Raw genomic sequence first — 22,553 nt, forward strand, 5'->3', positions numbered from 1 at the left:
TCAAACCCCCGCGTATCGGGACTTTTCGTTGCATCTCTTCCGAATTGCGGTTGCAAATATAGGCAAAGATTTTATACCACAAAAACATTTTTCAACTTTTAGTGTTGCTTTTCTTTAATGGGTGTGTGAATTTGCCTGATGTTTAGTATTTTTGCACCCTCAAAAAAAATTAATGGAATATCAAATATATACTTTGCGAAATGGCATTCGCGTTATTCATCGGCAGGATAAGTCGGCAGTTGGGTATTGTGGGTTAATTATCAATGCAGGTTCGCGTGATGAGAAGGAAGAGGAGCATGGCATGGCTCATTTTATTGAGCATGTAATTTTTAAAGGGACCAAAAAGCGAAAAGCTTATCATGTATTGAGTCGGTTGGATGATGTAGGAGGGGAGTTGAACGCCTACACCACCAAAGAAGAGACCTGTATTTATGCTTCATTTTTAAAGCAGGATTATGAACGTGCCATAGAACTTATTCATGATATTACTTTTAATTCTACATTTCCAATTAAAGAGCTGGCTAAAGAAAAAGAGGTGATTGTGGATGAAATCAACTCCTATAAGGACAGTCCGGCCGAGTATATCTTTGATGAGTTTGAAGAGATGCTATTCAAAGGCGATCCAATGGGGCGTAATATACTGGGGACAGAGAAAAAACTGAAAACATTTGATGAGAAAATGATTCGTCAGTTTATGCAGGCCAACTATAATACTGATGAGATGGTGTTTTGCTCGGTTGGTAGTGCCTCTTTCAAGAAAATAATCAAATGGGCCGAAAAGTATTTTGGGGATGTTGAGGAAAATATCCGTTCATTTAGCCGACCTGAGGTTAATAGGTATGTGCCCGAATCGCAAACCATAGAGCGCGATACGCATCAGTGCCATGTGATGATAGGTAATGTGGCCTACGACTTCAGGCACGACAAGCGACTGCATCTGCATTTACTGAATAACCTGCTTGGCGGGCCCGGTATGAACTCACGACTGAATATGGCTCTGCGCGAAAAAAATGGTATAGCATACAATGTGGAGTCCAGTTATGCTCCTTATTTTGGCACCGGTGTTTTTAATATCTATTTTGGCACCGACGAAGAGAATCTGATTCGCTCATTTGGTATTATTGATCGTGAGCTAAAGTTATTGCGGGATAAGCCGCTGGGAGCATTACAGTTACATAAGGCGGCGAGGCAGCTTAAAGGGCAGCTCACTATATCATCCGATAATCGGGAAAACCTTATGTTATCGATGGGTAAAAGCTTTATGCTCTACGATCAGGTAGACTCGCTGGATGTAATCTGTAACAAAATAGATTCCATTAAGGCGTCTGAATTACAGGATGTCGCCAATGAAATCCTTAATCCTAACAGTTTGTCGTACCTCATTTATAAATAGTAATGACTAATATTTCCATAGATCTGGAACAATATATACTCAATCACATTGATGATGAAAATGCCATTCTACAGGAATTGAATCGGCAGACACACATTAAGATGTTGCAGCCAAGGATGTTAAGTGGTCATCTTCAAGGGCAGATACTTAAAATGCTCTGCTTCATGATAAATCCGTTGAATGTGTTGGAGATTGGTACATTTACCGGTTATTCAGCCATTAGCATGGCTTTAGGTTGTCGTCGTGATGGTGCGTGTATCGATACGATCGAAATTAATGATGAGAATGAAGAGTTTATCCAGACTTTCATTGACAAGGCGGGTATGCAGCATATGATTAGCCTTCACATAGGTAGTGCTATTGACATTATTCCGTCCCTCAATAAAAAATATGATTTAATATTTATGGATGGAGATAAGCGACAATACCGACAGTATTATAAATTAGTATTTGATAGACTGAACCCTGGTGGATATATCTTGGCCGATAATGTGTTATGGGATGGAAAAGTGATACAGGATGTGCAGTCAAATGATACCTATACTCAGGAGTTATTAGCGTTTAATCAGCTGATTAAAGAAGATGACAGAGTGGAGAAGGTTATCTTGCCCATTAGAGATGGAATAACAATCATCCGCAAGAAATAAAACATTTTGCGAGAGAAGGTGTTTCTTACCTAAACTTAAAACTTACGCCTTATGTCAACTGCAATTTTTTATGGCTCATCACTTGGAAATACTCAGTTTGTTGCTGAAAAAATACATCAGCAGCTACCAACAGCAGTCTGCTTGCCGGTAAACGATCTTGGAGTTAGTGATATCAAGAAGTATGATAATATAATTCTGGGTACTTCAACCTGGGGAGTTGGAAATTTGCAGGATGACTTTGAGCTTTTCGTAGATCTGCTCCTGTCAATGGATTTGTCAGGTAAAACATTTGCATTGTTTGGCTTGGGTGATCAGCACACTTATCCGGATACCTTCTGTAACGGCATGGGCAAGCTGTATCATTTGCTTGCTGAAAAAGGTTGTAAAGTGATTGGCGAGACATCGACGGAAGGATATGACTTTTCAGATTCCGAAGCGCTGAATGGTGATTATTTCGTTGGTTTGGCTCTGGATGAAGATAATGAACCGGATTTAACTGATGTTCGCATACAGAACTGGCTCGAGCAGTTGGCATTTTAGACATATGGCCTAAAATGTGATTTAGTCTAAAAATTTCCCGCGATAGTCTTAGTAAACAGGTCGTAAATCAATTTTTCAGGCAAAATTGATTAATTCGCCATACTTTTATTTGTTCATGAACAGATGAGAGAATTGTATGTATCTTAATGAGCAGATAGCAAGCGGTGTAACATCATTTCGGGAAGCTTTTTATTTTTTACTGGACAATAAGGGTACTATTCTTCGCTATTATGGAGATTTTATTACCAGTGGTTTGCTCGATAGTAGCGAGCAGATTTCTGAACTATTACCAGAGACTGTATTAAAAAGGTTCTACCAATTTGTTAAAAGTGCTGAGAAGCGTTTTCAGTGCAATATGCTCGTATGTAGCGCTAATGAGGTATATGCTGTTAAGTGTAGTTTTACTAAAAATGCACAAGGCAATGTTGATCTAAAAGGATTGGTTGATGAGAGCTATAAATCGGAAGGCTTAATCCCAATTGACAAGCTGCCGTTGCCAATTGCAATGGTCAAAAAAGATGGAGAAATAATTCAACTCAACCGGTTATTTATTGACTATTTTTTGGAAAGTAAAATTATTGCAAAGCCTTTGTTTATTCAGGATATTATTAAGACCAATATTCTCTCGCCTGAAACATTCGATTATCGGAAAATGATTAAGTCGGATGCTAATTCACGAGCTATTTTTTGTCATTTTAAAGGCGCAGAAAATAACCAGACTTTTTTACTAAACCTAATTCCGGTAGATTCCAGTACTGAGAGAATTTTCCTCGCCAGTATTAAAGATTTAACGCAATTTATTGAGGTGCAGCAAAACCTCGAAGACCAGAATCAGGAGTTGCGTCAGCAGGTGCAGGATGAATTCGAACTCAATCGATCGTTTGAATTAAAATTGTTGCGAAAGAACCGGTTAGAGTCCTTGGGTGAAATCGCTTCGGGCATCTTTCATGAGCTGAATCAGCCACTTACGCACTTGAGTTTGAAGATTGATAATATGTTGGAAAACTGGCAGCGAGGGAATGTAACAGAAGAATATTTGATGAATAAAGGGGAGCAGATTCAGCGCCAAATACAACGAATGCGCGGAATCATTGACGAGATGAAGCAGTTTTCTACAATCCCGGAAAGCAGAGATGAGGTTATAAATATTAAGACGGTTCTTAATTGTGCGCTTGAGGATGTTAGTTATATGCAAGTTAGTGGTCTTATACTGGTAGTCAATCATGTGGATGATATTAATGTTCATGGTAGTGCTAGTGAGCTTGAGCAGGTTTTCGTTAACATACTCACTAACAGTATTCAATCATTACAGATGAAACAGTCCGAAAATGGAGGTTTTAAACCAAAACTGAAAGTAACTCTCAAAAAAACACCAGAGTTAATAACAGTAGTATTTATTGATAATGGACTTGGAGTTAGCGATACTGAAATGGAACAACTGTTTAAGCCATTTTATACCACAAAGAAGGAGGTGGGAGGAACCGGATTGGGCTTATTCATTATTAATAATCTGATGAGAAAGATGAATGGGCGGGTTACTGTTGACTCAAAGGAAGGTAAGTTTTTTAAAACAACTCTGTCTTTTCCTATAATTAAAGAAGAGTGATTCAATACATTAACTGTAGTAGCTTATTTATACTAAAGGCAACGGATTAGCGGACAATAAATAAACCATCAATGAAATATACGATTTTGCTATTTGAAGATGAGGCTGAGCTTCGCCAGGAAATCCAGGATAGTATTGTGCTGGATAAAGTTGAGGTTTTGGCGTTTGACTCTTGGGCGTCTTTTAAAGATGTAAAACTAGATAGTGTGCCACGCTTAGCCATCTTGGATATTAATTTAGTTGATAAGGATGGTCTTACTATTTTCTATGAGCTCAAAGAGCACTATTCTGAAATTGAGGGTATAATAATCACAGGACAGGCAAGCTTGAAAAATGCAATCGCATCACTAAAATTGGGAATACGCGATTTTATTGAAAAGCCATTTAGAGCCAGGGAGTTAAGGAGTTCGATTGAAAAATGTGAAAGCTATAAGCAGTTCAGGGTTAAAAACTATGTTATTGACAGGCAGTTAGAAGAGTCACGCAAGAAATTTGAAGCACATTGGGGGATTGAATTTATAGGAGTAAGTCAGGCCATTAAAGAAATTAATACTCTGATGAAAAGGGTGGCACAGGCCGATGCAACTTCGGTGATGATTACTGGCGAAAGTGGAAGTGGAAAAGAATTGATTGCCCGAGGTATTCATAGTATGAGTGATCGAAGTGGGGCGCCTTTTTACCCGGTTAATTGTACTGCTATCCCTGATTCGCTATTTGAAAGCGAATTCTTCGGTTATCAGAAAGGAGCATTTACTGGGGCGCTATCCAATCACGAAGGCTGGTTTGAAAGGGCTAATGGAGGAACTCTTTTTCTTGATGAAATTGGAGATATGAACCTGGCATTGCAGTCGAAGCTGTTGCGGGTGCTTGATGAACGCAAGGTGAATCGGATAGGATCGCACGATATTGTTACTGTAAATACCAGAATTGTGTGCGCCACTAACAAGGATTTAAAGCAGATGATTGAAGATGGGCAGTTCAGGCTTGATTTATATCATCGGTTAAATTCCTTTCATATTCATATTCCGCCTTTGCGTCAGCGGGTAGAGGATATTCCAGTTTTGGTGAACCATTTTGTGAGACTATTCTCTGAAACGCATAATAAGGGTATTGTCAGCTTGCATTCAAAAGCGATGAATTTGCTGCTTAATCATCATTATCTAGGTAATATCCGAGAATTAAAGAATATTATTGAGCGCGCTATTCTTATGTGTGACTCAAATGTTATCAAGCCACGTCATCTTAACTTTACAGAGCATACTAATGGCTCGGGAGGTGGTGATGTTGATTATAGTCTTGAGACTATAGAAAAGCAAACTATATTAAAAGCCATGAAGGCTTGTAGTCATAACAAAACCCATACAGCTGAAAAGCTAAATATTACTCGCCAGGCACTTAATCGTAAGCTCAAAAAGCATGGCATTGAATAAAGGCGACCATTATCGGTCGTTTTTTTTTGCTCTGCTTTTTCTCATCAGGATCTGAGTTTCCTCGATCGAAAGATAATGTTTAAATATTGCAAGGTCATTCGTCAATAAATAAATCATTTTCGTCTCTGAATTAAGTGATTCTGTCCAAAGTAAACTGTTTCTAGTTTGCATTGATTTTTTAAACAAAACATTGTACTCCTAATTATTTCGCATAAGTGGCCATTATAGGTCATCCTTATAATTGTGGTGTTTGTGTTTGTTAAGTATCAGTAAATTAGAGTATAGTGTAGGAGTATTGTGGGTGATGTAATATGGAGGTGGACGAAAATGGTCATTTTTAGCTTCTGTTAATCGCGGCTAAATAACGTAACGTGCAGTTAATCAGTGTAAAAGGAGGTTTGGTATTCGTATTGCAATAAGGCATGTGACCTAAAAATGTTTTCAAGTATGAAACAACACACATTCGTTATTGCCAACCTTATTGTTGGCCTAATATTAAGTAATCAATTATTAGCTCAGAATCAAAATACGGCTGTTCTTAATCAGCAGGGAGGAAACAATCAGCTAACAGTTACGCAGCTAGGAATTGGTAACGATGCTTTAGCAACTCAAAATGGAGTTAGCAGTAGTCATCATTTGTATCAACAGGGTGAGGGTAATCAGATTGTTGGTGAGTTTATTGGTGAAAACAATATCGGCGTTCATATTCAGGTTGGAGAGATGAATATGTTGGATATTAGTCAGTCAAATGATAATCATTCAGCTTTTACCAGCCAAATGGGACGGAGTAACGAAATTAAGATCAAACAAAACGATAGTTATAACAAAGGAGGGAATGAGGCAGTAGTTGTGCAAAAAGGACAAGAAAACATGGTTAATATTAATCAAAGACTACGAAATAGCCGTGTGTTTGTTGCCCAGGTAGGTGAAGGCAATGTAGCTGATGTATATCAATATGGCAGTGGCCAATATGTCAATAATGAATCATACATTATACAAGGAGGACGCAAGAATAAGGTTGAAGTTGACCAGTATAAAGAGAATCAGACTGCACTTGTTCAACAATCTGGAAGTGAAAACGAAACTAAAATAGCGCAGAAAAAGGGAGCTGATAATATGGCCCTTGTTTTACAACAAGGCCATTCAAACATGGCTAATGTTAATCAGCAAGGTGATAGTAACCAGTCATTAGTAATTCAGCACGGAAGAAAAAACAATGCTTTGGTCGAGCAAATAAAATAATTCAAATAATTTTTAATGTTTTACCTAAAACAAACAATCATGAAAAAGTTACTCTTTAGTTTGGCGCTTAGCGCTTTAACAATTGTTGCATTTGCGCAAAATAATGCAACTGTTAATCAAACTGGTGCCACGCATACTGGTACTGTCAATCAAACAGGTGATTTAAATACAGCTACTGTTGATCAGGCAGGAAGTGTTCAGCAAGCATTTGTTGACCAAAACGGCATAAATAATATGGCCGAAGTTAAGCAGGATCAGTATATCGTTGAAGGAAATAACCTTGCAGATGTTGATCAGCTTGGAGATAATAATGAAGCGTATGTAGATCAAACAGAATCATTTAATCGTGCATTTATTAATCAGGCTGGTAATGATAACTATGCAAAAATTGATCAAAATACAAACGATCAATGGCGTGAGGAATATAATCTGGGTGTAGTTGAACAAACCGGAAATGATCACGAAGCTACTATAACCCAAGATGGCGATTATCTGGGAGCATGGGTGTATCAATCAAACATGAACAACACTGCTACAGTAACTCAGGAAGGTGCAAATAATGCATCATTCAGTCAGGTGGCTATGGTTAACCAGTCAGGTACTGATGGGGTAGCAACAGTATTGCAGGGAGAAGATGGCGTGACTCCAGGTTTAGGTAACGCTGCTCTTGTTACTCAAACAGGTATGGAAGAATCAGCGATGGTTGAACAGTATGGTTCAGGTAGTGCAGCTTTAGTAGGACAGGTTGATGGAGAAAAGAACAGTGCAGTTATAAAGCAAAGAAGCGGTTCTGAATTGAATGTTGCTGCTATTGGACAGCAAGGAGGATATAGTAATTATACTCAAATCAGACAATCAGGAAAAACATCTTGGGCTGCAGTAGGTCAGGCTGGAGGAGAAGATGCTTATGCATTAGTTATTCAGGCAGGTGATGATAATCAGGCTTTGGTCGGACAATTAATGGTTCTAGACTCAAAAGTAACAATACAACAGGTAGGAGATGCGAATTTTGCTGGAGTAGCTCAAGTAATGGAGGCCAACTCAGAAGCATATGTTTGGCAAAGATGGGGAGTTGACAACTCCGCTGCTGGAATCTTGCAATATATGGGTAGTGATAATGACGCTACAATTTATCAAGGCATTCAAGGTGTTGCAGGAGGTGATAATCTTGAAGCACAAATTAATCAGACTATGCAATCTGGAAGTACTGGTTTTATTCAGCAATCTGGTAATGATCATTATGGTATTATCAACCAAAATATTGGAAGTGGAAATAACGCAACAATTGACCAGTCTGGAACATCAGCTGTTCATAATGGGTATATAAATCAAAACTTTAGTACAGGAAGTACTGCAACTGTTACGCAAAACTAATTGAGAAAGATGCATATGAGAGGGGCAATAATAATTGTCCCTCTTTTGCCTTAATAGAAGAATTACGCTTGTTAATCTATAAAAAGCTGATAGTCATCAAGTTTTTGTAGAAAGGTGGCTGTAAATTGGTTACCTTAGTACAACTTGACTAACTCATAAAACTATAAGACCAATGAAAAAGATAATTAGTCTACTTGCTTTTCTGTTTGTAATTGGTGTATTTGTTCGAAGTCAAGAAAAAGAGAAGGATTTAAATATACGTCAGGCAAAAGGTGCAAGTTCTGTAAATATTGCCTTTGTAATGCAGGTTGGAGATAGCAATTATGCATCAATAAAGCAGGAAGGGGTTAACAATGACGCATCTGTTTATCAAAATGGCCAAGGCAATAAAGCGTTAGTTGAGCATCAAGGTGATGGTAATTATACACTCATTACTCAAAATGGGAATAATAATAATGCAGTTTCTGAACTTGATGGAGGTCAATTGGATGTGATTAATCAACAAGGAAATAATAATTCTAATCAATTAATTAAGCTTGGTCAGGCTAAGCATGGAGCTGAATCAACGTTTATTCAGCAGGGCAATGGTCACTCTGTTACATATGTCCAGTATGAAGGTGCTACCGGAGTTAAGGTAGAGCAAAAAGGAAATGCAGGATCTGTGCTGATTAAGCAGGGAAGAATAGGTTCATTTTGATGAAGAATAAGTTTTTTCTGGTTGTTCTTTTTGAGCTGGTGTTAGCTACTTGTATATATGGTCAAAGTATTGACACAGCAATCGTTGACTCAACTCAAAAAGAAGTGCCGGAAGCTATTTTAGAATTAGTTAGGCAATACGATAAGGCTGTAAAGGAAGCCAGGAGTAAACAACAAATCGTTGAGCCACCGACTTTGGAGATTGACGGTATTATAATGGACGAAACGATGTCAAAATCGGGTCGTGAATTTTACGAAATATTTTTCGCTAATTGGAGTAAGCCAACGGGTTATTCCAATTATTATTTAAAAATAAAGGAGAAGCCGTTCCAGTTTAACAACACTATAATTGAGGTGTATCTGAAAGAGCAGCTGATTTATCAGCAAATGATGAAGAGGCGTTATGATGAAGTTGAACAAATGGCAAAAGGGGCAGTTGTAGTTGCACAGCAGCAGATTTATAGGGAAATAAAAGTGCAAAGGGAAATTTTAGAGCAACAGAGAAGGTATCAGGAACAAGAAAGAAAATCAAACTAAACCAGGAAAAATGAGAGCATTATTAATATTAGTGGGCTTTATGTTTTTGGCAGTTATGGCCGAGGCTCAGGATTTTGTATATAAGCCTATTAATCCGGCATTTGGTGGAGATACATATAACTATTCCTGGCTGCTCAGTCAGGCGCAAGCCCAAGATACATTTAAAGATCCTGAAGCTGATAATAATAAGCAAAATGATCCACTTGCAAGCTTTCAGGAAGATCTTAACAGACAAATATTATATCAGCTTAGTCGAAAGTTAGTATCCGATCAATTCGGTGACGGTGAGTTATTACCTGGTACATATGATGTGGGCTCATATCATATTGAAGTTACAGATGGGGCTGATGGGCTGAACGTTTCAATACTGGATGCCTTAAATGGTAGCCAAACCAGCGTGACTGTCCCACAGAATTAACCTAAACCTAAAATATTGAGGCATGAAAATATACCTCTCTTTCTTTATTCTTGTCGTGCTTCTTTGGGGGTGCAGTCCGACAATTCATCAAACTCATAAAACAGAACCGGCCCGGTTAGGTGCTGAAACACCATTTCATTCAGAACTGAAAGACTTACCTCCACCACAGGAGAAATTAATTGCTGCAGTCTATAAGTTCAGGGATCAGACCGGACAATACAAGCCAACTGACTATGGTTCTAGTTGGTCGACTGCAGTAACACAAGGTGCTACTACCATTTTAATACGTTCTTTGGAAGAGTCGGGTTGGTTCCGTCCGCTTGAGCGTGAAAATCTCGGGAACTTAAGCGCGGAGCGACAGATTATTACAAATACACTGGCTGCTTATGAAGGAAAGGGACAAACTGCCTTAAGTCCGCTCCTATTTGCGGGTATTATTTTGGAAGGTGGCATTATTTCCTATGAAACCAACGTAAGGACTGGAGGTGCAGGCTTACGTTATTTTGGAGCAGGAGCATCAGGTCAGTATCGTGAAGATAGGGTGAGTATTTATCTTCGGGCTGTATCGACAAAGAATGGTGAGATTCTGAAAACAGTATATAGTACAAAGTCAATTCTATCTCAGAAAATTGATTTCTCAGTCTTCAGATACGTCAAGTTCAAGCGTCTTCTGGAGGCCGAGACGGGAATAACTTATAATGAACCATCAGAAATGGCCGTGACAGAAGCAATTGAGAAAGCAGTGTATAGTCTTATTGTAGAAGGTATGATTGATGGACTCTGGGCATCAAATGCAAATGTGGCTGAAGTTGAAAATGTTGTAAGTGATTATTTAGAAGAGAAAGAAGAGAATGCAGAAATAGATCATCTTGGTCGACAGTTTGAAGACATTCGAAGTGTGTTATCAATCGGATTGATAAGTGGTTTCTCATATTCAGATATTGATATAGAAGGTTCTAATGCAGGTTTTAGTACCGGATTGAATCTCAATCTGCGATTATCGCCGGTTATATCCTTCAACCAGGAGTTGGTATATGGTCAGCTGGATAGTGATGTAATAGGCAATAACCAGTATCTGGCTTATACACCTTCGTTCCGTTTCGATTTGTTACCAAACGAACGTATTTCGCCATATCTGTCAGTTGGGTATGGTGTGCTGACCAATAAGTACCTGACGGATGAAACAAATATTAAGCACCGATATTCGTATGGGAGTGGTGCTTTTGGTTTTGAGTATGTCCTCTCCAAAAGGGTAAAGATGAATGTGGCCATTTCCAATAAGTACTTTCTAAATGATGATTTAGACGGCATGGTTAATGGTAGTTATCATGATATGATTTGGGAGGGGAGTTTCGGAATCAGCTATCAGATAGGTAGTGGGTGGTATAATAAAACATTGCTTAAACGAAAATAATTAATCAAATGATACGATATATTTCACTTAAATTAGTTGCGTTCTCCTTGTTATTAGTGGTGTCTTCCTGCGAAGATGCGGTTGTTTCAGATAACTATGGAACTATTACAGGCATTATTGAAAGCAAGGTCAATGGTATGCCGCTTGAAGGAGCATTGATAAGCACTAATCCTGCCAGTCGCTCTATTAAAACAGACGCAGACGGAAGATTTACGCTCGATGAACTAGAAGCTGGTGATTACGTTGTTACAGCATCCAAACATGAGTATGCTAATGGTTCTTCAGCAGTTAATGTTCGAAAGGATAAGGTGACAGATATTGTTATTCAGTTGGAAGATGGAGATTTGGCTGCTAATACAGTGAAATTCAGTAGCCCTATGCCAAGCCCTAATCAGGAAGATGTTGGTGTGCCAATAACCTTTTCGTGGGCTTATACAGGTGTTAGTGACTCCAGTGATATTTCTTTCGAACTAGAAGTTCGTACACCTGAATCTGTTGAACCCGTTATTTTTGTTGAGGATTTAGTTGATACATTCTATGTTGCACAAAATTTGAGTTACTCTAAAAATCACACCTGGACTGTTATAGCAAAAAAAAACGATGAAAAGATTGGGCAAAGTGATTTCTGGAATTTCAGAACGGTCAGTAGTGCCAGTTTGCCTTTTATGTTTGTAGAACCTGATGATGCTCACATTTATTTGTCTGCAGGTAAGGATGGGACTAAACACCGAATGACACAAGAAACGATTCTTAACAACTTCCCAAGAGCTAATCCGGTTACAGATGAGGTTATTTTTTCGGCGAGTTATAATTCCAAGAATCATATATACTTAACCTATGGTGAGGATAGGGTAACTGATGTGATATCACCATTGCCTGTTGATGGAAATCATCATTCAGGAGAAGGATTCTGCTGGTCGCCAACTGGTGATCAGGTGCTTTTTTGTCACTATGATAAGTTATATCGCATCAATAAGGATGGGAGTGGCTTGTTTACTGTATCAACGGCGCCTGCAGGAAGAAATTATGTATTTGTTGATTGGTCTGGTATAGCCGGAAAAATTGTAGTGCAGACAAGAGGTGTTAATATTTATGATAGTGAGATTTACCTGATGAATCCGGATGGAAGTGGGATGACAAGGATTGTTGATAATGCTAATGGACGGACTGAATATCCTACTTTTAGTATAGATGGTAAGCTGGTTGTTTACACACATGATAATGCTAATGTGAATGATCCGTATGGAAGAATGTATGACTCCAGGATATATACCTATAATATTTCATCTACTGCAGTTACAGATATTTCAGGAAACGGAAAGCCTGATGGGACAAACGATATCCAGCCACGCATTTCACCAGATGGATCTAAAATTATATTTGTGAATACCTCGAATACAGGAACCGGTCAGAAAGATATCTATGTTATGGATGTTAACGGTGGTAACCGGGAGCTTTATTTCGAAAATGCGGAGATGCCTGAGTGGCGATAGATTGAAATAACTAATCCGATATTAGTCGATCTAAATCCTGCTTCTCGAAAAGTGTGGGGTAATCATCTAAAAACTGCTCCATAACGACGCGCATCACAGCTTCTCTCATAAATTTAGATCTATTGCCAATTTTATATTTCTTGCAATAAACACTAACGGCATCTTTTTCTTTGTCATTTAGCAGAAATGTTGCTCTGTGCTTACGTCGTAGTGCTTGTTCCCTGGAGATTGCTTTCTGTTGTTGTCTTTTTGCCTTTTTTGCCATTCAGAAGGAGTGATTACCAGTGCAAAAATAATAAAATTACTTAATTGTATTCCCGAGAAGGGAGTCGATTAGTGTGGTAGTATGAAAATATAAGGTTGAGTATTAGTACCCTTTCAGTTATTTAAATTGGATGGAATGATGGAATAATCAAAAAACCATCTAAATTTGCGAATTATTACAATTAAGAATAGTTAAAGAAATGGGACGCGCGTTTGAATACAGAAAGGCCTCGAAGCTTAAGCGCTGGGGAACGATGGCCAAGACTTTTACAAAGATCGGAAAACAAATAACCATGTGTGTGAAAGAAAGCGGGCCTGATCCGTCTAGTAATTCGCGATTACGTGTGTTAATTCAAAATGCCAAGGCCGCTAACATGCCAAAAGATAATGTTGAGCGTGCCATTAAGAAAGCAACTAGCAAAGATACAGCAGATTATAAGGAGGTGGTGTACGAAGGTTATGGACCTTTCGGAACTGCATTTATGGTTGAAACAGCAACTGATAACACAACCCGTACCGTTGCTAATGTTCGCTCATACTTTAATAAATATGGCGGTTCGCTTGGAACAAGTGGCTGCGTAGATTATATGTTTGAGCACAAATGCAACTTTAAGGTGGTCATGAAAGAAGGAGTTGACCTTGAAGAGTTGGAGCTTGAGCTGATTGATTTTGGTGTTCAGGAGATTTTTGAGGATGAAGGATTTATCATGATTTATGGTGACTTTGAGGGATTTGGGCCTATACAAAAGTACCTGGAGGATAATGGGTTTGAAATTGAAAATGCCGAGTTTGAGCGTATACCACAGGATACAAAAGAATTGACTGCTGAGCAGATGGTGGAGATTGATAAGTTGCTGGCAAAATTTGAAGAAGATGATGATGTAACCAACGTCTTCAATAACATAAAGTAGATAGCTTAAAAAAAATAGTGAGCGGTAATCTGAACATTTCGGGTTACCGCTTTTTATTTTAATGAGTTTAATCAATATGTGATAGTATTGCTGTAAAGCATGAGATATGTTCTTGCATATTGATGGTGAGATATGTACTTTTCAATCAGAAATTCAAATAAAATTATTATACCATGCAAGATTTAAAACAATACATTGAAGACAACAAACAGCGATTTTTAGATGAGTTGTTTGAACTAATTCGAATCCCTTCTATTAGTTCGAAGCCGGAACATAAAGATGATATGTACCGTTGTGCTGAGATGTGGAAAAAGTTATTGCTTGAAGGTGGTGCTGATAAGGCAGTAATAATGGAGACAGAAGGAAATCCTGTTGTTTACGGTGAAAAAATATTGGATGCATCATATCCTACTGTTTTGGTGTATGCTCACTATGACGTGCAGCCTGCAGAACCATTAGAGTTGTGGACAACACCTCCTTTTGAGCCGGAAGTTCGCGATGGAAAAATATATGCTCGTGGAGCTGATGATGATAAAGGACAGGGCTTTATGCATACTAAGGCGTTTGAGTACCTGGTAAAAACTGACCAGCTGAAGTGTAACGTTAAGTTTTTAATTGAAGGGGAAGAGGAAGTAGGATCGCCAAGCTTGCCAAAATTCTGTGAGGAGAATAAAGAGCTGTTGAAGTCAGATGTAATTCTGGTTTCGGATACAGGTATGATTGCGCCTGATGTTCCTACCATTACAACGGGATTGCGTGGTCTGTGTTACTGGGAAGTTGAAGTTACTGGTCCTAATCGTGATTTGCACTCAGGTTTATTCGGAGGTGCAGTGGCTAACCCTATCAATGTGTTGGCTAAAATGATTACCCAGATGGTGGATGAGAACGGGCATATAACTGTTCCTGGCTTCTACGATGATGTTGTTGAAATCTCTGATGGCGAACGAGCCATGATGGCAAAAGCGCCATATAGCGAAGATGCCTACAAAAAAGCATTGGATGTTGAAGAGCTGGCTGGAGAAAAAGGTTTTACAACTAATGAGCGTACAGGTATTCGTCCTTCGTTCGATATTTGCGGTATATGGGGTGGTTATACAGGCGATGGAGCTAAAACTGTATTGCCATCTAAGGCTTATGCTAAGATTTCTTCTCGTTTGGTGCCAGATCAGGATCATGAAAAGATTGCTGAGTTATTCTGTAAACACTTCGAATCGATAGCACCAAAGAGTGTAAAAGTGAATATTAGGCACCTACATGGTGGACAGGCCTATGGTTGCCCAATTGATTTACCAGCGTACAAGGCTGCTGAAAAAGCTTGTGAGGAAGTATATGGAGAGCGTCCTGTACCTGTGCGAAGTGGAGGGTCGATTCCAATTATCTCTGATTTTGAGCGTATTTTAGGTGTAAAATCTGTATTAATGGGATTTGGTTTGGAGGCTGATGCTATTCACTCACCAAATGAGAACTTCCCATTGGAGCAGTTCTTTAATGGTATAAATACAATTCCATATTTCTACAAATATTTTGCAGAATCAGGTAAATAATTATTTGAGGATTGATGGTGCTCCTTAGGGGTACTATTATATAAATATTGATTTTTTATAAGAGGCTATCCGTTTTGTAATGGGTGGCCTTTTTTTGTAGTAGTTCTTTATATAGTATTTTTAGGTGCTTTATTTTAGGGGTGTGAAAGTGTTAGAGTTTAAAATGGTGCGAATAACCCCTGAAAAATCAACTAAAAACTACTGAAAAAATAAAAAAATACATTTTGAGTATTAAAAAATGATGGTTGAATAAGAAAAAAGTATATTTTTGCTCCTGCTAACTCGATAAAAAAATAAAAGATTATGGCACAATTAAGATTTCGGGCGCTGTCAGAAATGATGAACAGAGAGCCAAAAGAAGTAACATTTCCTTCAGCAAAGGCAACTGATTACTATGGTGAATTAGTATTTAACAAAGAGGCAATGTCTAAGTACTTGTCACGTGATGCTTATGAAGCCGTTAAAGAAGCTATTGATAAAGGAGACGCTATTGATAGAAAAGTAGCAGATAATGTTGCTTCAGGGATGAAAGCCTGGGCTATGGAACGCGGTGCAACTCATTATACGCACTGGTTTCAGCCATTAACTGACGGAACAGCAGAAAAACATGACGGTTTCATCGACTATGGTGACAACGGTAATATGATTGAAGCATTTTCAGGTAAATTACTTGCTCAGCAAGAGCCAGATGCATCATCTTTCCCATCAGGCGGTATTCGTCAAACATTTGAAGCACGCGGTTATACAGCGTGGGATGTGTCATCACCAGCATTTATTATCGGAACCACTCTTTGTATTCCAACGGTATTTATTTCATATACAGGTGAAGCATTAGACTATAAAACACCATTCCTGAAAGCTTTGGCGGCTGTTGATAAAGCAGCTGTTGGTGTAGCTCAATATTTCGACAAGGATGTTAGAAAAGTACATACAAACTTAGGCTGGGAGCAGGAGTATTTCCTGATTGATCAGGCTTTATATCAGGCGCGTCCTGACTTAATGGTGACTGGTCGTACGTTGATGGGACACTCATCTGCAAAAGATCAACAGTTAGATGACCATTACTTTGGTTCTATTCCTGAGCGCGTAGGTAAATTTATGATTGAACTGGAAATCGAATGTCATAAATTAGGTATACCAGTTAAAACTCGTCACAACGAGGTAGCGCCTAACCAGTTCGAGGTGGCTCCAATTTTTGAAGAGGCTAACCTTGCGAATGATCACAACCAGCTATTAATGGATGTGATGAAGCGAGTGGCTCGTCACCACAAGTTCGAAGTTATTTTACACGAGAAGCCATTTGCTGGTATTAACGGTTCAGGTAAGCACAATAACTGGTCATTACAAACCGATAAGGGCGTTGTGTTATTAGCACCAGGTAAAAACCCTAAAGGTAATCTGCAGTTTTTAACTTTTGTAGTTAATGCTATTGCAGCTGTATATAAGAGCCAGGATTTATTGCGTGCTTCTATCTTAACCGCTTCTAACAGTCACCGTTTGGGTGCTAATGAGGCTCCTCCTGCAATTATCTCAGTATTTACAGGTTCTCAAATTGCAGATATGCTGGATAACCTGGCTGAGCGTATTACAGATCAGAAGATGACGCCAGACGAGAAAACGGCTCTTAAATTAGGTATTGGGCGTATTCCTGAGATTTTATTGGATAATACAGACCGTAACCGTACTTCTCCATTTGCTTTCACTGGAAACCGTTTCGAATTCCGAGCGGTAGGTTCTATGACTAACTGTGCAGCACCTTTAACTGCTTTAAGTGCAGCCATGGCTGTTCAGCTTGAGGAGTTTAAAAAGGATGTAGACGCGCTTATTGAAAGTGGTGTTAAGAAAGATGAAGCTATCTTCCAAACCATTAAGAAGGTGATTCTTGAGTCGAACCCAATCCGTTTTAACGGTGATGGTTACTCAGAGAAATGGAAAGAAGAAGCAGCCAAGCGTGGCTTAACAAATATTACTTCAGTGCCTGAGTCTTTATCTAGATACTTGGATAAGGCATCGAAAGATATCTTGGTTGAAACAGGTGTGATGTCGGCTCGTGAGCTGGAAGCTCGCGTTGAGGTAGAGATGGAGAAATTCACCAAAAAGATTCAGATTGAAGCGCGTGTCTTAGGTGATTTAGCAATTAACCACATTGTACCAACAGGTATTCAGTATCAAACTGAACTGATTCATAATGTGCAGGGTATGCGCGATATCTTTGATGAGAAGGAATTCAAAGAGTTAGCAGGTGCACGTAAAGAACTGATCAAAACTATTTCTGGTCATATTTCAGCCATTAAAGCTAAAACTGCTGATATGATTGAGGCGCGCAAGAAGTGTAACGTTATTGAGTCGGAAACTGAGAAAGCATATGCTTACGACAAAGAAGTTCGTCCTTATCTGGATGAGATTCGTTACCACATCGATAAGTTGGAATTGATTGTTGATAATGAGATGTGGCCATTACCAAAGTACCGCGAATTATTATTCTTCAGATAATAGATAATTCCAGAAAGAGAATCTACAAAAATAAAGGTCGCAGCTTTGGTTGCGACCTTTTTTATCATTTCATCAGAAGCCTTTTATTAAGCCATTTCTAATACTGCTTTTACTACATTTTCAGCACCTTCGGCTATCTGCAGAATGTTGGCATCAAGCATGTAGCAAGGGGTTGTGGCAATTTTATTGGCTTCATCAACAATCACTTCTCCGTGGTTAGTGGTCATATGGTTACCGCCCATGGCTTCAATAGCCTGTGCAGTGCCTTCATCCTGCCCAATAGTAACGGTTACATCGCCCAATATTTTTGCAATTACAGCCGGCGCAATGCATAAGGCGCCAATGGGCTTACCTGCTGTATGTGTTTCTCTGACTGCTCGTTCTGTTTCAGCTTCAACATTGCAGTTGGGCCCATCAAAGGCCACGGTGCTCAGGTTTTTTGCAGCTCCAAAACCGCCTGGCAAAAGCAAGGCATTAAAATTTTTGGCCGCATATTCGCTTAATGGCTTAATAGAACCGCGGGCAATGCGAGCAGCTTCTACCAGTACATTTCTTGTTTCATTGCTTGGCTCACCTTTCAGGTGGTTAATGACATGGTGCTGGTCCACGTCTGGTGCAAAAATGGTGTATTCGGCACCCTGTTTGGCAATGGCCAGCAGTGATAGTACTGATTCGTGAATTTCAGCCCCGTCATATACGCCGCATCCCGAAAGAATGACGGCTACTTGCTTTTTTGTTGTCATAGTTAAACTGTTTTTAGGAATTAAATTTACAATAAATAACGCATCTGTGCGAATGTGCACAATAGTTATGCATACGCGCTGCTACAGCGAATCATTAGCGTGGACGTAAAAGAATGATTATTCTACATCATTAAATCTTTTAGGAATGAGCAGTGCATGAGTTGCTGTTTATGGTTGAGCTTTACAATCAGAGACAAAACGATTATTTTAGAACTCTTAAATAGTAGGATAATGGAAACGCGCAACAAAGTATTTATTGCAACGAGTATAGATGGCTGTATCGCCGACCGTAATGGCGAGCTTGATTGGCTGTATAGTGTACCCAATCCTGAAGGATTGGATATGGGGTACAATGATTTTATCAGTGGTGTGGATGCCATTGTGATGGGACGCAGTACATTTGAAACCGTATGCGGCTTTGATTGTGAATGGCCCTATCGTATCCCTGTCTTTGTTTTGAGCCAAACTCTGCAAGAAATTCCTGAAGCATACAAGGATAAAGCCCAATTGGTTAAAGGAGATTTGCAGGATGTTGTTCGGCAACTCAATAATAAAGGCTATATGCTTCTATATATTGATGGCGGTAAAACTATTCAGAGTTTCCTGAAGGAAGATTTGATTGATGACCTTATTGTTTCTACTATTCCGGTAGTGTTGGGCGGAGGTGCACCATTGTTTGGTACTACCAGCGAAGCGTTGAATTTTGAGTTAGTCAGTTCTCAGCTTTATCTCGATAACGTGACTCAGATTCATTATCGTCGGAAGCGATAACAAAAAAAAGCAACCCATGTGTGAGTTGCCTTTCTTTTGTTGAGAAATGAACTTAGTCCTCTTTTGGAACAAATACCACTTCAATTTTATCGGCATTCTTAAAGAACTGCTTAGTCAGTTTTTTAATATCCTTCGATGTCATGTTTTCCACAATATCCTCATAGTTTTCTGCCAGTGCCATGTTTGTGCCATTCACATAGTAGCCGTAGATATTGTTCATCCAATAGCTGTTTTGTTCCTTGCTCTCAGCACGGCTCTTCAGCATATTCTTGCGCGTTTTATCAAGGTCTTCGCTGGTAGCCCCTGCCTTTATTAGCTTATCTATTTCTGCATATACCAAAGGAATCAAGTCTTTGGCCCGTTCAGGATCGCAGTCGAATTGAATGGTTAAATCGCCTTCAGCTTGCGGAAACTGGTTGGTTGATGCACGAACACCTACACCATATGTGCCACCTTCTTTTTCGCGAATGCTTTCGGTATAGCGTAGGTTAAGAACTGCACTGACGAACGACATGCCAATTCTATTTTCTGGAGTATAGGCGAGCTTTCCATTGTAAAAAATCTGAACAGTTGCCTTGGGTTCTGTCAGTTTCACAGGTATTGTCTTTTTAGTAACACCTTTTGGACCTTTTACCTTATTATCTACCCAGTTTTCCTGGTTGTTATCAGAAGTAATTGCACCAAGATATTTAGCTGCCAGCTCTTTGGCGGCAGTTTCTTCAATATCACCCACAATAAAGAAGGTGAAGTCAGCAGCATTGTTAAAGCGCTCTTTATAAATTTCCTCCATGCGCTCAAACGAAACCTTTTGCAGGTAATCGGCATCAAAAATTAGACTTCTCTCGTGGTAGTTGGTTCTGATTTGGCTGATACTGTCCTGCATTATCTTTTTAGGGTTGTCGCCCATGTTGGCCACATACGCCATATAACGTGCCATTAAGGCGTTGTAGGCTTCTTCGTCGAAGCGTGGTTGTTCAAAGTGCAGGTAGGCCAGCTGCATCATGGTTTCAAAATCCTCGGTGCGGCAGCTACCATTAATGCCTTCTGATAGTCCGCCAATGTTGAAACCAACACTGGCTTTTTTGCCGGTAAGTGCTTTTTTAAGTGCAATGGCATCGAAGTTACCAATACCAAAGGCTGGTACAAAGTCTGATGTCATATTTACCGATGGCAGGTCTGCCACTCCGTAAAGCGATGAGCCTCCTTTACTATAGCTCGAAAGGGCTACTTGGTTCTTGTTATAGTTGGCATATCGATATACTACTTTAGTATTGTTGCTTAGCGTCCATTCAACGGCATCAAAATCATCCAACTGACGTTCCGAAACGATTTTGCCTTCTACAGGAAGCTCTTCAACTAATGATGAACTAACTGCTTCGTCAACATAGGCCTCAATGTTGCTGCTGTTGGCTACCTTCTCAATGATAGCAAATGCTTGTGCCTGATTAAGGTGCTGTACACCCTCTTTGTCCGGACCTGATACGATGATAACGCGGTCCTCATCAGTGTACTGGCTGTTGAAATAAGCTGATAACTCATCTGCTGTGATAGAAGGGATAACAGCCTGAGCAAATTTATATTCATACTCAATGCCCGGCATTGGTGTATTTTCAAGGTATAAACTAGCTATTTCTTTACAGTAGCTGTCGTGGTTAATTTTATCTCTTTGCTTGTAATAGTTTTCATATCCCAGCAACATTGATGCTTTTGCACGCTCAAGCTCGCCCTCGGTAAAACCATGGCGTTTTACACGTTCTACTTCAGTGACGATGGCTTCAAATGCTATCGCTTCTTCATTTTCTTTGGCTGTGGCGCTGATGCTCATCAGGCTTACTGTACGCGGATAGTCAGAGAAACCTACTGAGCCATTAATGAATGGGGGATTCCCTTTTTGCAGTAGTTCGCTTATACGTGCCGAAATCATGCTACGGATAAGGCTGCGCTTGTAGTTTGTTTTAAGCGTGTTATGATTTTTATTTTCTGCTGCCACCGCCTCATGGCGGATGTACATTGCTATACTTGATTGTGGGTTTTCCTTATCAAGAGCTAAAGCAAAAGTAGGTTCGGCTTTAGGTGCAACTTTCACTTCGTATCGTTCCAATGCTTTGTCTACTGCAGGTATTTTTGAGAATAACTTGATAACCTTTTGTTCCATTTCTTCGGCATCGAAATCTCCCACAATAGCGATGGCTTGCAAATCGGTACGGTACCAGTCGTGGTAGAAACGGCGCAACTCATCATACTCAAAACCTTTAATCACATCCAACTCTCCAATGACGTCGCGCTCGGCATATTTCGAATTGTTTAAAAGGGCAGGCATCATTTGCGTACGTGTTCGAAAGCCGGCATCGCGGCGCGTGCGCCATTCTTCTGATATGACACCACGTTCGGCATCAATCTCTTCTTCATCCAATGAAAGGTAGTTCGACCAATCGTGTAATATTAATAGGCAGGTATCCATAAGTCCTGATGGTCCAACCGGAACATTGGAAATGTTGTAGACAGTTTCATCCTGAGCTGTATATGCATTGATATTGCGACCAAAGGCAATACCGTGTTTTTCGAGGGTAGATATTACTTCTTTGTCAGGAAAATGTTTGGTGCCATTAAAGGCCATGTGCTCTAAAAAGTGAGCCAGTCCATCCTGTGAATCATCTTCCAGAATGGCTCCTACGTTCTGGATAATGTAAAAACTGGCACGTTCTTTTGGCTCCTGATTATGACGAATGTAGTAAGTCAGACCATTATCTAATACGCCAGTTCTTACATCCGGGTCAACAGGAACTGGGGCATTCAGGTCATACTGCTGCGCCATTGTTGAGTTCGCAAACAAACCTATAACTGCGACAAGTAGTACTAATTGTTTCATTTGATTAGTTTTTTTAGCTCCCATATCAAGTTCGATGGGAAAATAATGTTTAATGACTGAAATGGGACAAGTCTTTGTAGAATTAGTCAATTGCTTGACGGCAACAAATATATCCTTTTTAGACGGACAGAAAACATGATTATTTGCACGGCAATAACAAAGCCCTCA

The 22,553-nt window shown here is 39.5% G+C and carries 19 protein-coding genes; 16 read left to right on the forward strand and 3 right to left on the reverse strand.

Features of this window, described 5'->3' with window-relative positions:
- The first annotated feature begins 172 nt into the window (after positions 1–172).
- The 12 genes from KDU71_RS08865 (at position 173) to KDU71_RS08920 (ending at position 12,790) form a co-directional block, all read left to right on the forward strand.
- The gene (locus KDU71_RS08865; protein ID WP_212189801.1) at positions 173–1,393 is read left to right on the forward strand and encodes a M16 family metallopeptidase; all 1,221 of its coding nucleotides are present in this window, start codon (positions 173–175) and stop codon (positions 1,391–1,393) included.
- 2 nt (positions 1,394–1,395) lie between these two features.
- Complete coding sequence (locus tag KDU71_RS08870) at positions 1,396–2,040, forward strand: O-methyltransferase (RefSeq protein WP_212189803.1); 645 nt, start codon at positions 1,396–1,398, stop codon at positions 2,038–2,040.
- A gap of 51 nt (positions 2,041–2,091) precedes the next feature.
- The gene (locus KDU71_RS08875) at positions 2,092–2,580 is read left to right on the forward strand and encodes a flavodoxin (protein WP_212189805.1); all 489 of its coding nucleotides are present in this window, start codon (positions 2,092–2,094) and stop codon (positions 2,578–2,580) included.
- A 136-nt stretch (positions 2,581–2,716) separates the two neighbouring features.
- Entirely contained in the window at positions 2,717–4,186 is a 1,470-nt protein-coding gene (locus KDU71_RS08880) for a sensor histidine kinase (protein WP_212189807.1), read from the forward strand.
- 71 nt (positions 4,187–4,257) lie between these two features.
- A complete protein-coding gene (locus tag KDU71_RS08885) occupies positions 4,258–5,616 on the forward strand; it encodes a sigma-54-dependent transcriptional regulator (RefSeq protein ID WP_212189809.1) in 1,359 nt (452 codons plus the stop codon).
- A 447-nt stretch (positions 5,617–6,063) separates the two neighbouring features.
- A complete protein-coding gene (locus KDU71_RS08890) occupies positions 6,064–6,858 on the forward strand; it encodes a hypothetical protein (protein ID WP_212189811.1) in 795 nt (264 codons plus the stop codon).
- A gap of 39 nt (positions 6,859–6,897) precedes the next feature.
- Positions 6,898–8,232 carry a hypothetical protein gene (locus KDU71_RS08895; RefSeq protein ID WP_212189813.1) on the forward strand — a complete coding sequence of 445 codons (1,335 nt, stop codon included), beginning with the start codon at positions 6,898–6,900 and terminating at the stop codon, positions 8,230–8,232.
- A 172-nt stretch (positions 8,233–8,404) separates the two neighbouring features.
- Positions 8,405–8,929 carry a hypothetical protein gene (locus tag KDU71_RS08900; protein WP_212189815.1) on the forward strand — a complete coding sequence of 175 codons (525 nt, stop codon included), beginning with the start codon at positions 8,405–8,407 and terminating at the stop codon, positions 8,927–8,929.
- The gene (locus KDU71_RS08905; RefSeq protein WP_212189816.1) at positions 8,929–9,465 is read left to right on the forward strand and encodes a CsgE family curli-type amyloid fiber assembly protein; all 537 of its coding nucleotides are present in this window, start codon (positions 8,929–8,931) and stop codon (positions 9,463–9,465) included. The genes KDU71_RS08900 and KDU71_RS08905 overlap by 1 nt, the downstream gene beginning before the upstream one ends.
- Positions 9,466–9,475: 10 nt before the next feature.
- A complete protein-coding gene (locus KDU71_RS08910) occupies positions 9,476–9,883 on the forward strand; it encodes a curli production assembly/transport component CsgF (RefSeq protein WP_212189823.1) in 408 nt (135 codons plus the stop codon).
- A gap of 22 nt (positions 9,884–9,905) precedes the next feature.
- Complete coding sequence (locus tag KDU71_RS08915) at positions 9,906–11,297, forward strand: CsgG/HfaB family protein (RefSeq protein WP_212189824.1); 1,392 nt, start codon at positions 9,906–9,908, stop codon at positions 11,295–11,297.
- Between the two features lie 8 nt (positions 11,298–11,305).
- The gene (locus KDU71_RS08920; RefSeq protein WP_212189825.1) at positions 11,306–12,790 is read left to right on the forward strand and encodes a carboxypeptidase regulatory-like domain-containing protein; all 1,485 of its coding nucleotides are present in this window, start codon (positions 11,306–11,308) and stop codon (positions 12,788–12,790) included.
- A gap of 10 nt (positions 12,791–12,800) precedes the next feature.
- On the opposite strand, the gene KDU71_RS08925 is transcribed toward KDU71_RS08920, so the two are convergent.
- Positions 12,801–13,055, reverse strand: a complete 255-nt coding sequence (locus KDU71_RS08925; protein WP_212189826.1) for a hypothetical protein — start codon at positions 13,053–13,055, stop codon at positions 12,801–12,803.
- 199 nt (positions 13,056–13,254) lie between these two features.
- Here KDU71_RS08925 and KDU71_RS08930 point away from each other — a divergent pair, with 199 nt between their 5' ends.
- The 3 genes from KDU71_RS08930 (at position 13,255) to KDU71_RS08940 (ending at position 18,002) form a co-directional block, all read left to right on the forward strand.
- Positions 13,255–13,965: a YebC/PmpR family DNA-binding transcriptional regulator gene (locus KDU71_RS08930; protein WP_212189827.1), complete on the forward strand. Its 711-nt coding sequence runs from the start codon at positions 13,255–13,257 to the stop codon at positions 13,963–13,965.
- Between the two features lie 173 nt (positions 13,966–14,138).
- Complete coding sequence (locus tag KDU71_RS08935; protein WP_212189828.1) at positions 14,139–15,509, forward strand: dipeptidase; 1,371 nt, start codon at positions 14,139–14,141, stop codon at positions 15,507–15,509.
- Positions 15,510–15,812: 303 nt separating this feature from the next.
- The gene (locus KDU71_RS08940; protein ID WP_212189834.1) at positions 15,813–18,002 is read left to right on the forward strand and encodes a glutamine synthetase III family protein; all 2,190 of its coding nucleotides are present in this window, start codon (positions 15,813–15,815) and stop codon (positions 18,000–18,002) included.
- Positions 18,003–18,088: 86 nt separating this feature from the next.
- On the opposite strand, the gene elbB is transcribed toward KDU71_RS08940, so the two are convergent.
- Positions 18,089–18,745, reverse strand: coding sequence for an isoprenoid biosynthesis glyoxalase ElbB (gene elbB, locus KDU71_RS08945; RefSeq protein WP_212189838.1), 657 nt, complete (start codon positions 18,743–18,745; stop codon positions 18,089–18,091).
- Positions 18,746–18,976: 231 nt separating this feature from the next.
- Here elbB and KDU71_RS08950 point away from each other — a divergent pair, with 231 nt between their 5' ends.
- Positions 18,977–19,516, forward strand: a complete 540-nt coding sequence (locus tag KDU71_RS08950) for a dihydrofolate reductase family protein (protein ID WP_212189840.1) — start codon at positions 18,977–18,979, stop codon at positions 19,514–19,516.
- A gap of 52 nt (positions 19,517–19,568) precedes the next feature.
- Here the strand turns inward: KDU71_RS08950 and KDU71_RS08955 are convergent, their stop codons facing one another.
- Positions 19,569–22,385, reverse strand: a complete 2,817-nt coding sequence (locus KDU71_RS08955) for a M16 family metallopeptidase (protein WP_212189842.1) — start codon at positions 22,383–22,385, stop codon at positions 19,569–19,571.
- Positions 22,386–22,553: the final 168 nt, after the last annotated feature.

The sequence above is a fragment of the Carboxylicivirga sediminis genome (assembly GCF_018156225.1).
Classification (GTDB): Bacteria; Bacteroidota; Bacteroidia; order Bacteroidales; family Marinilabiliaceae; genus Carboxylicivirga; species Carboxylicivirga sediminis.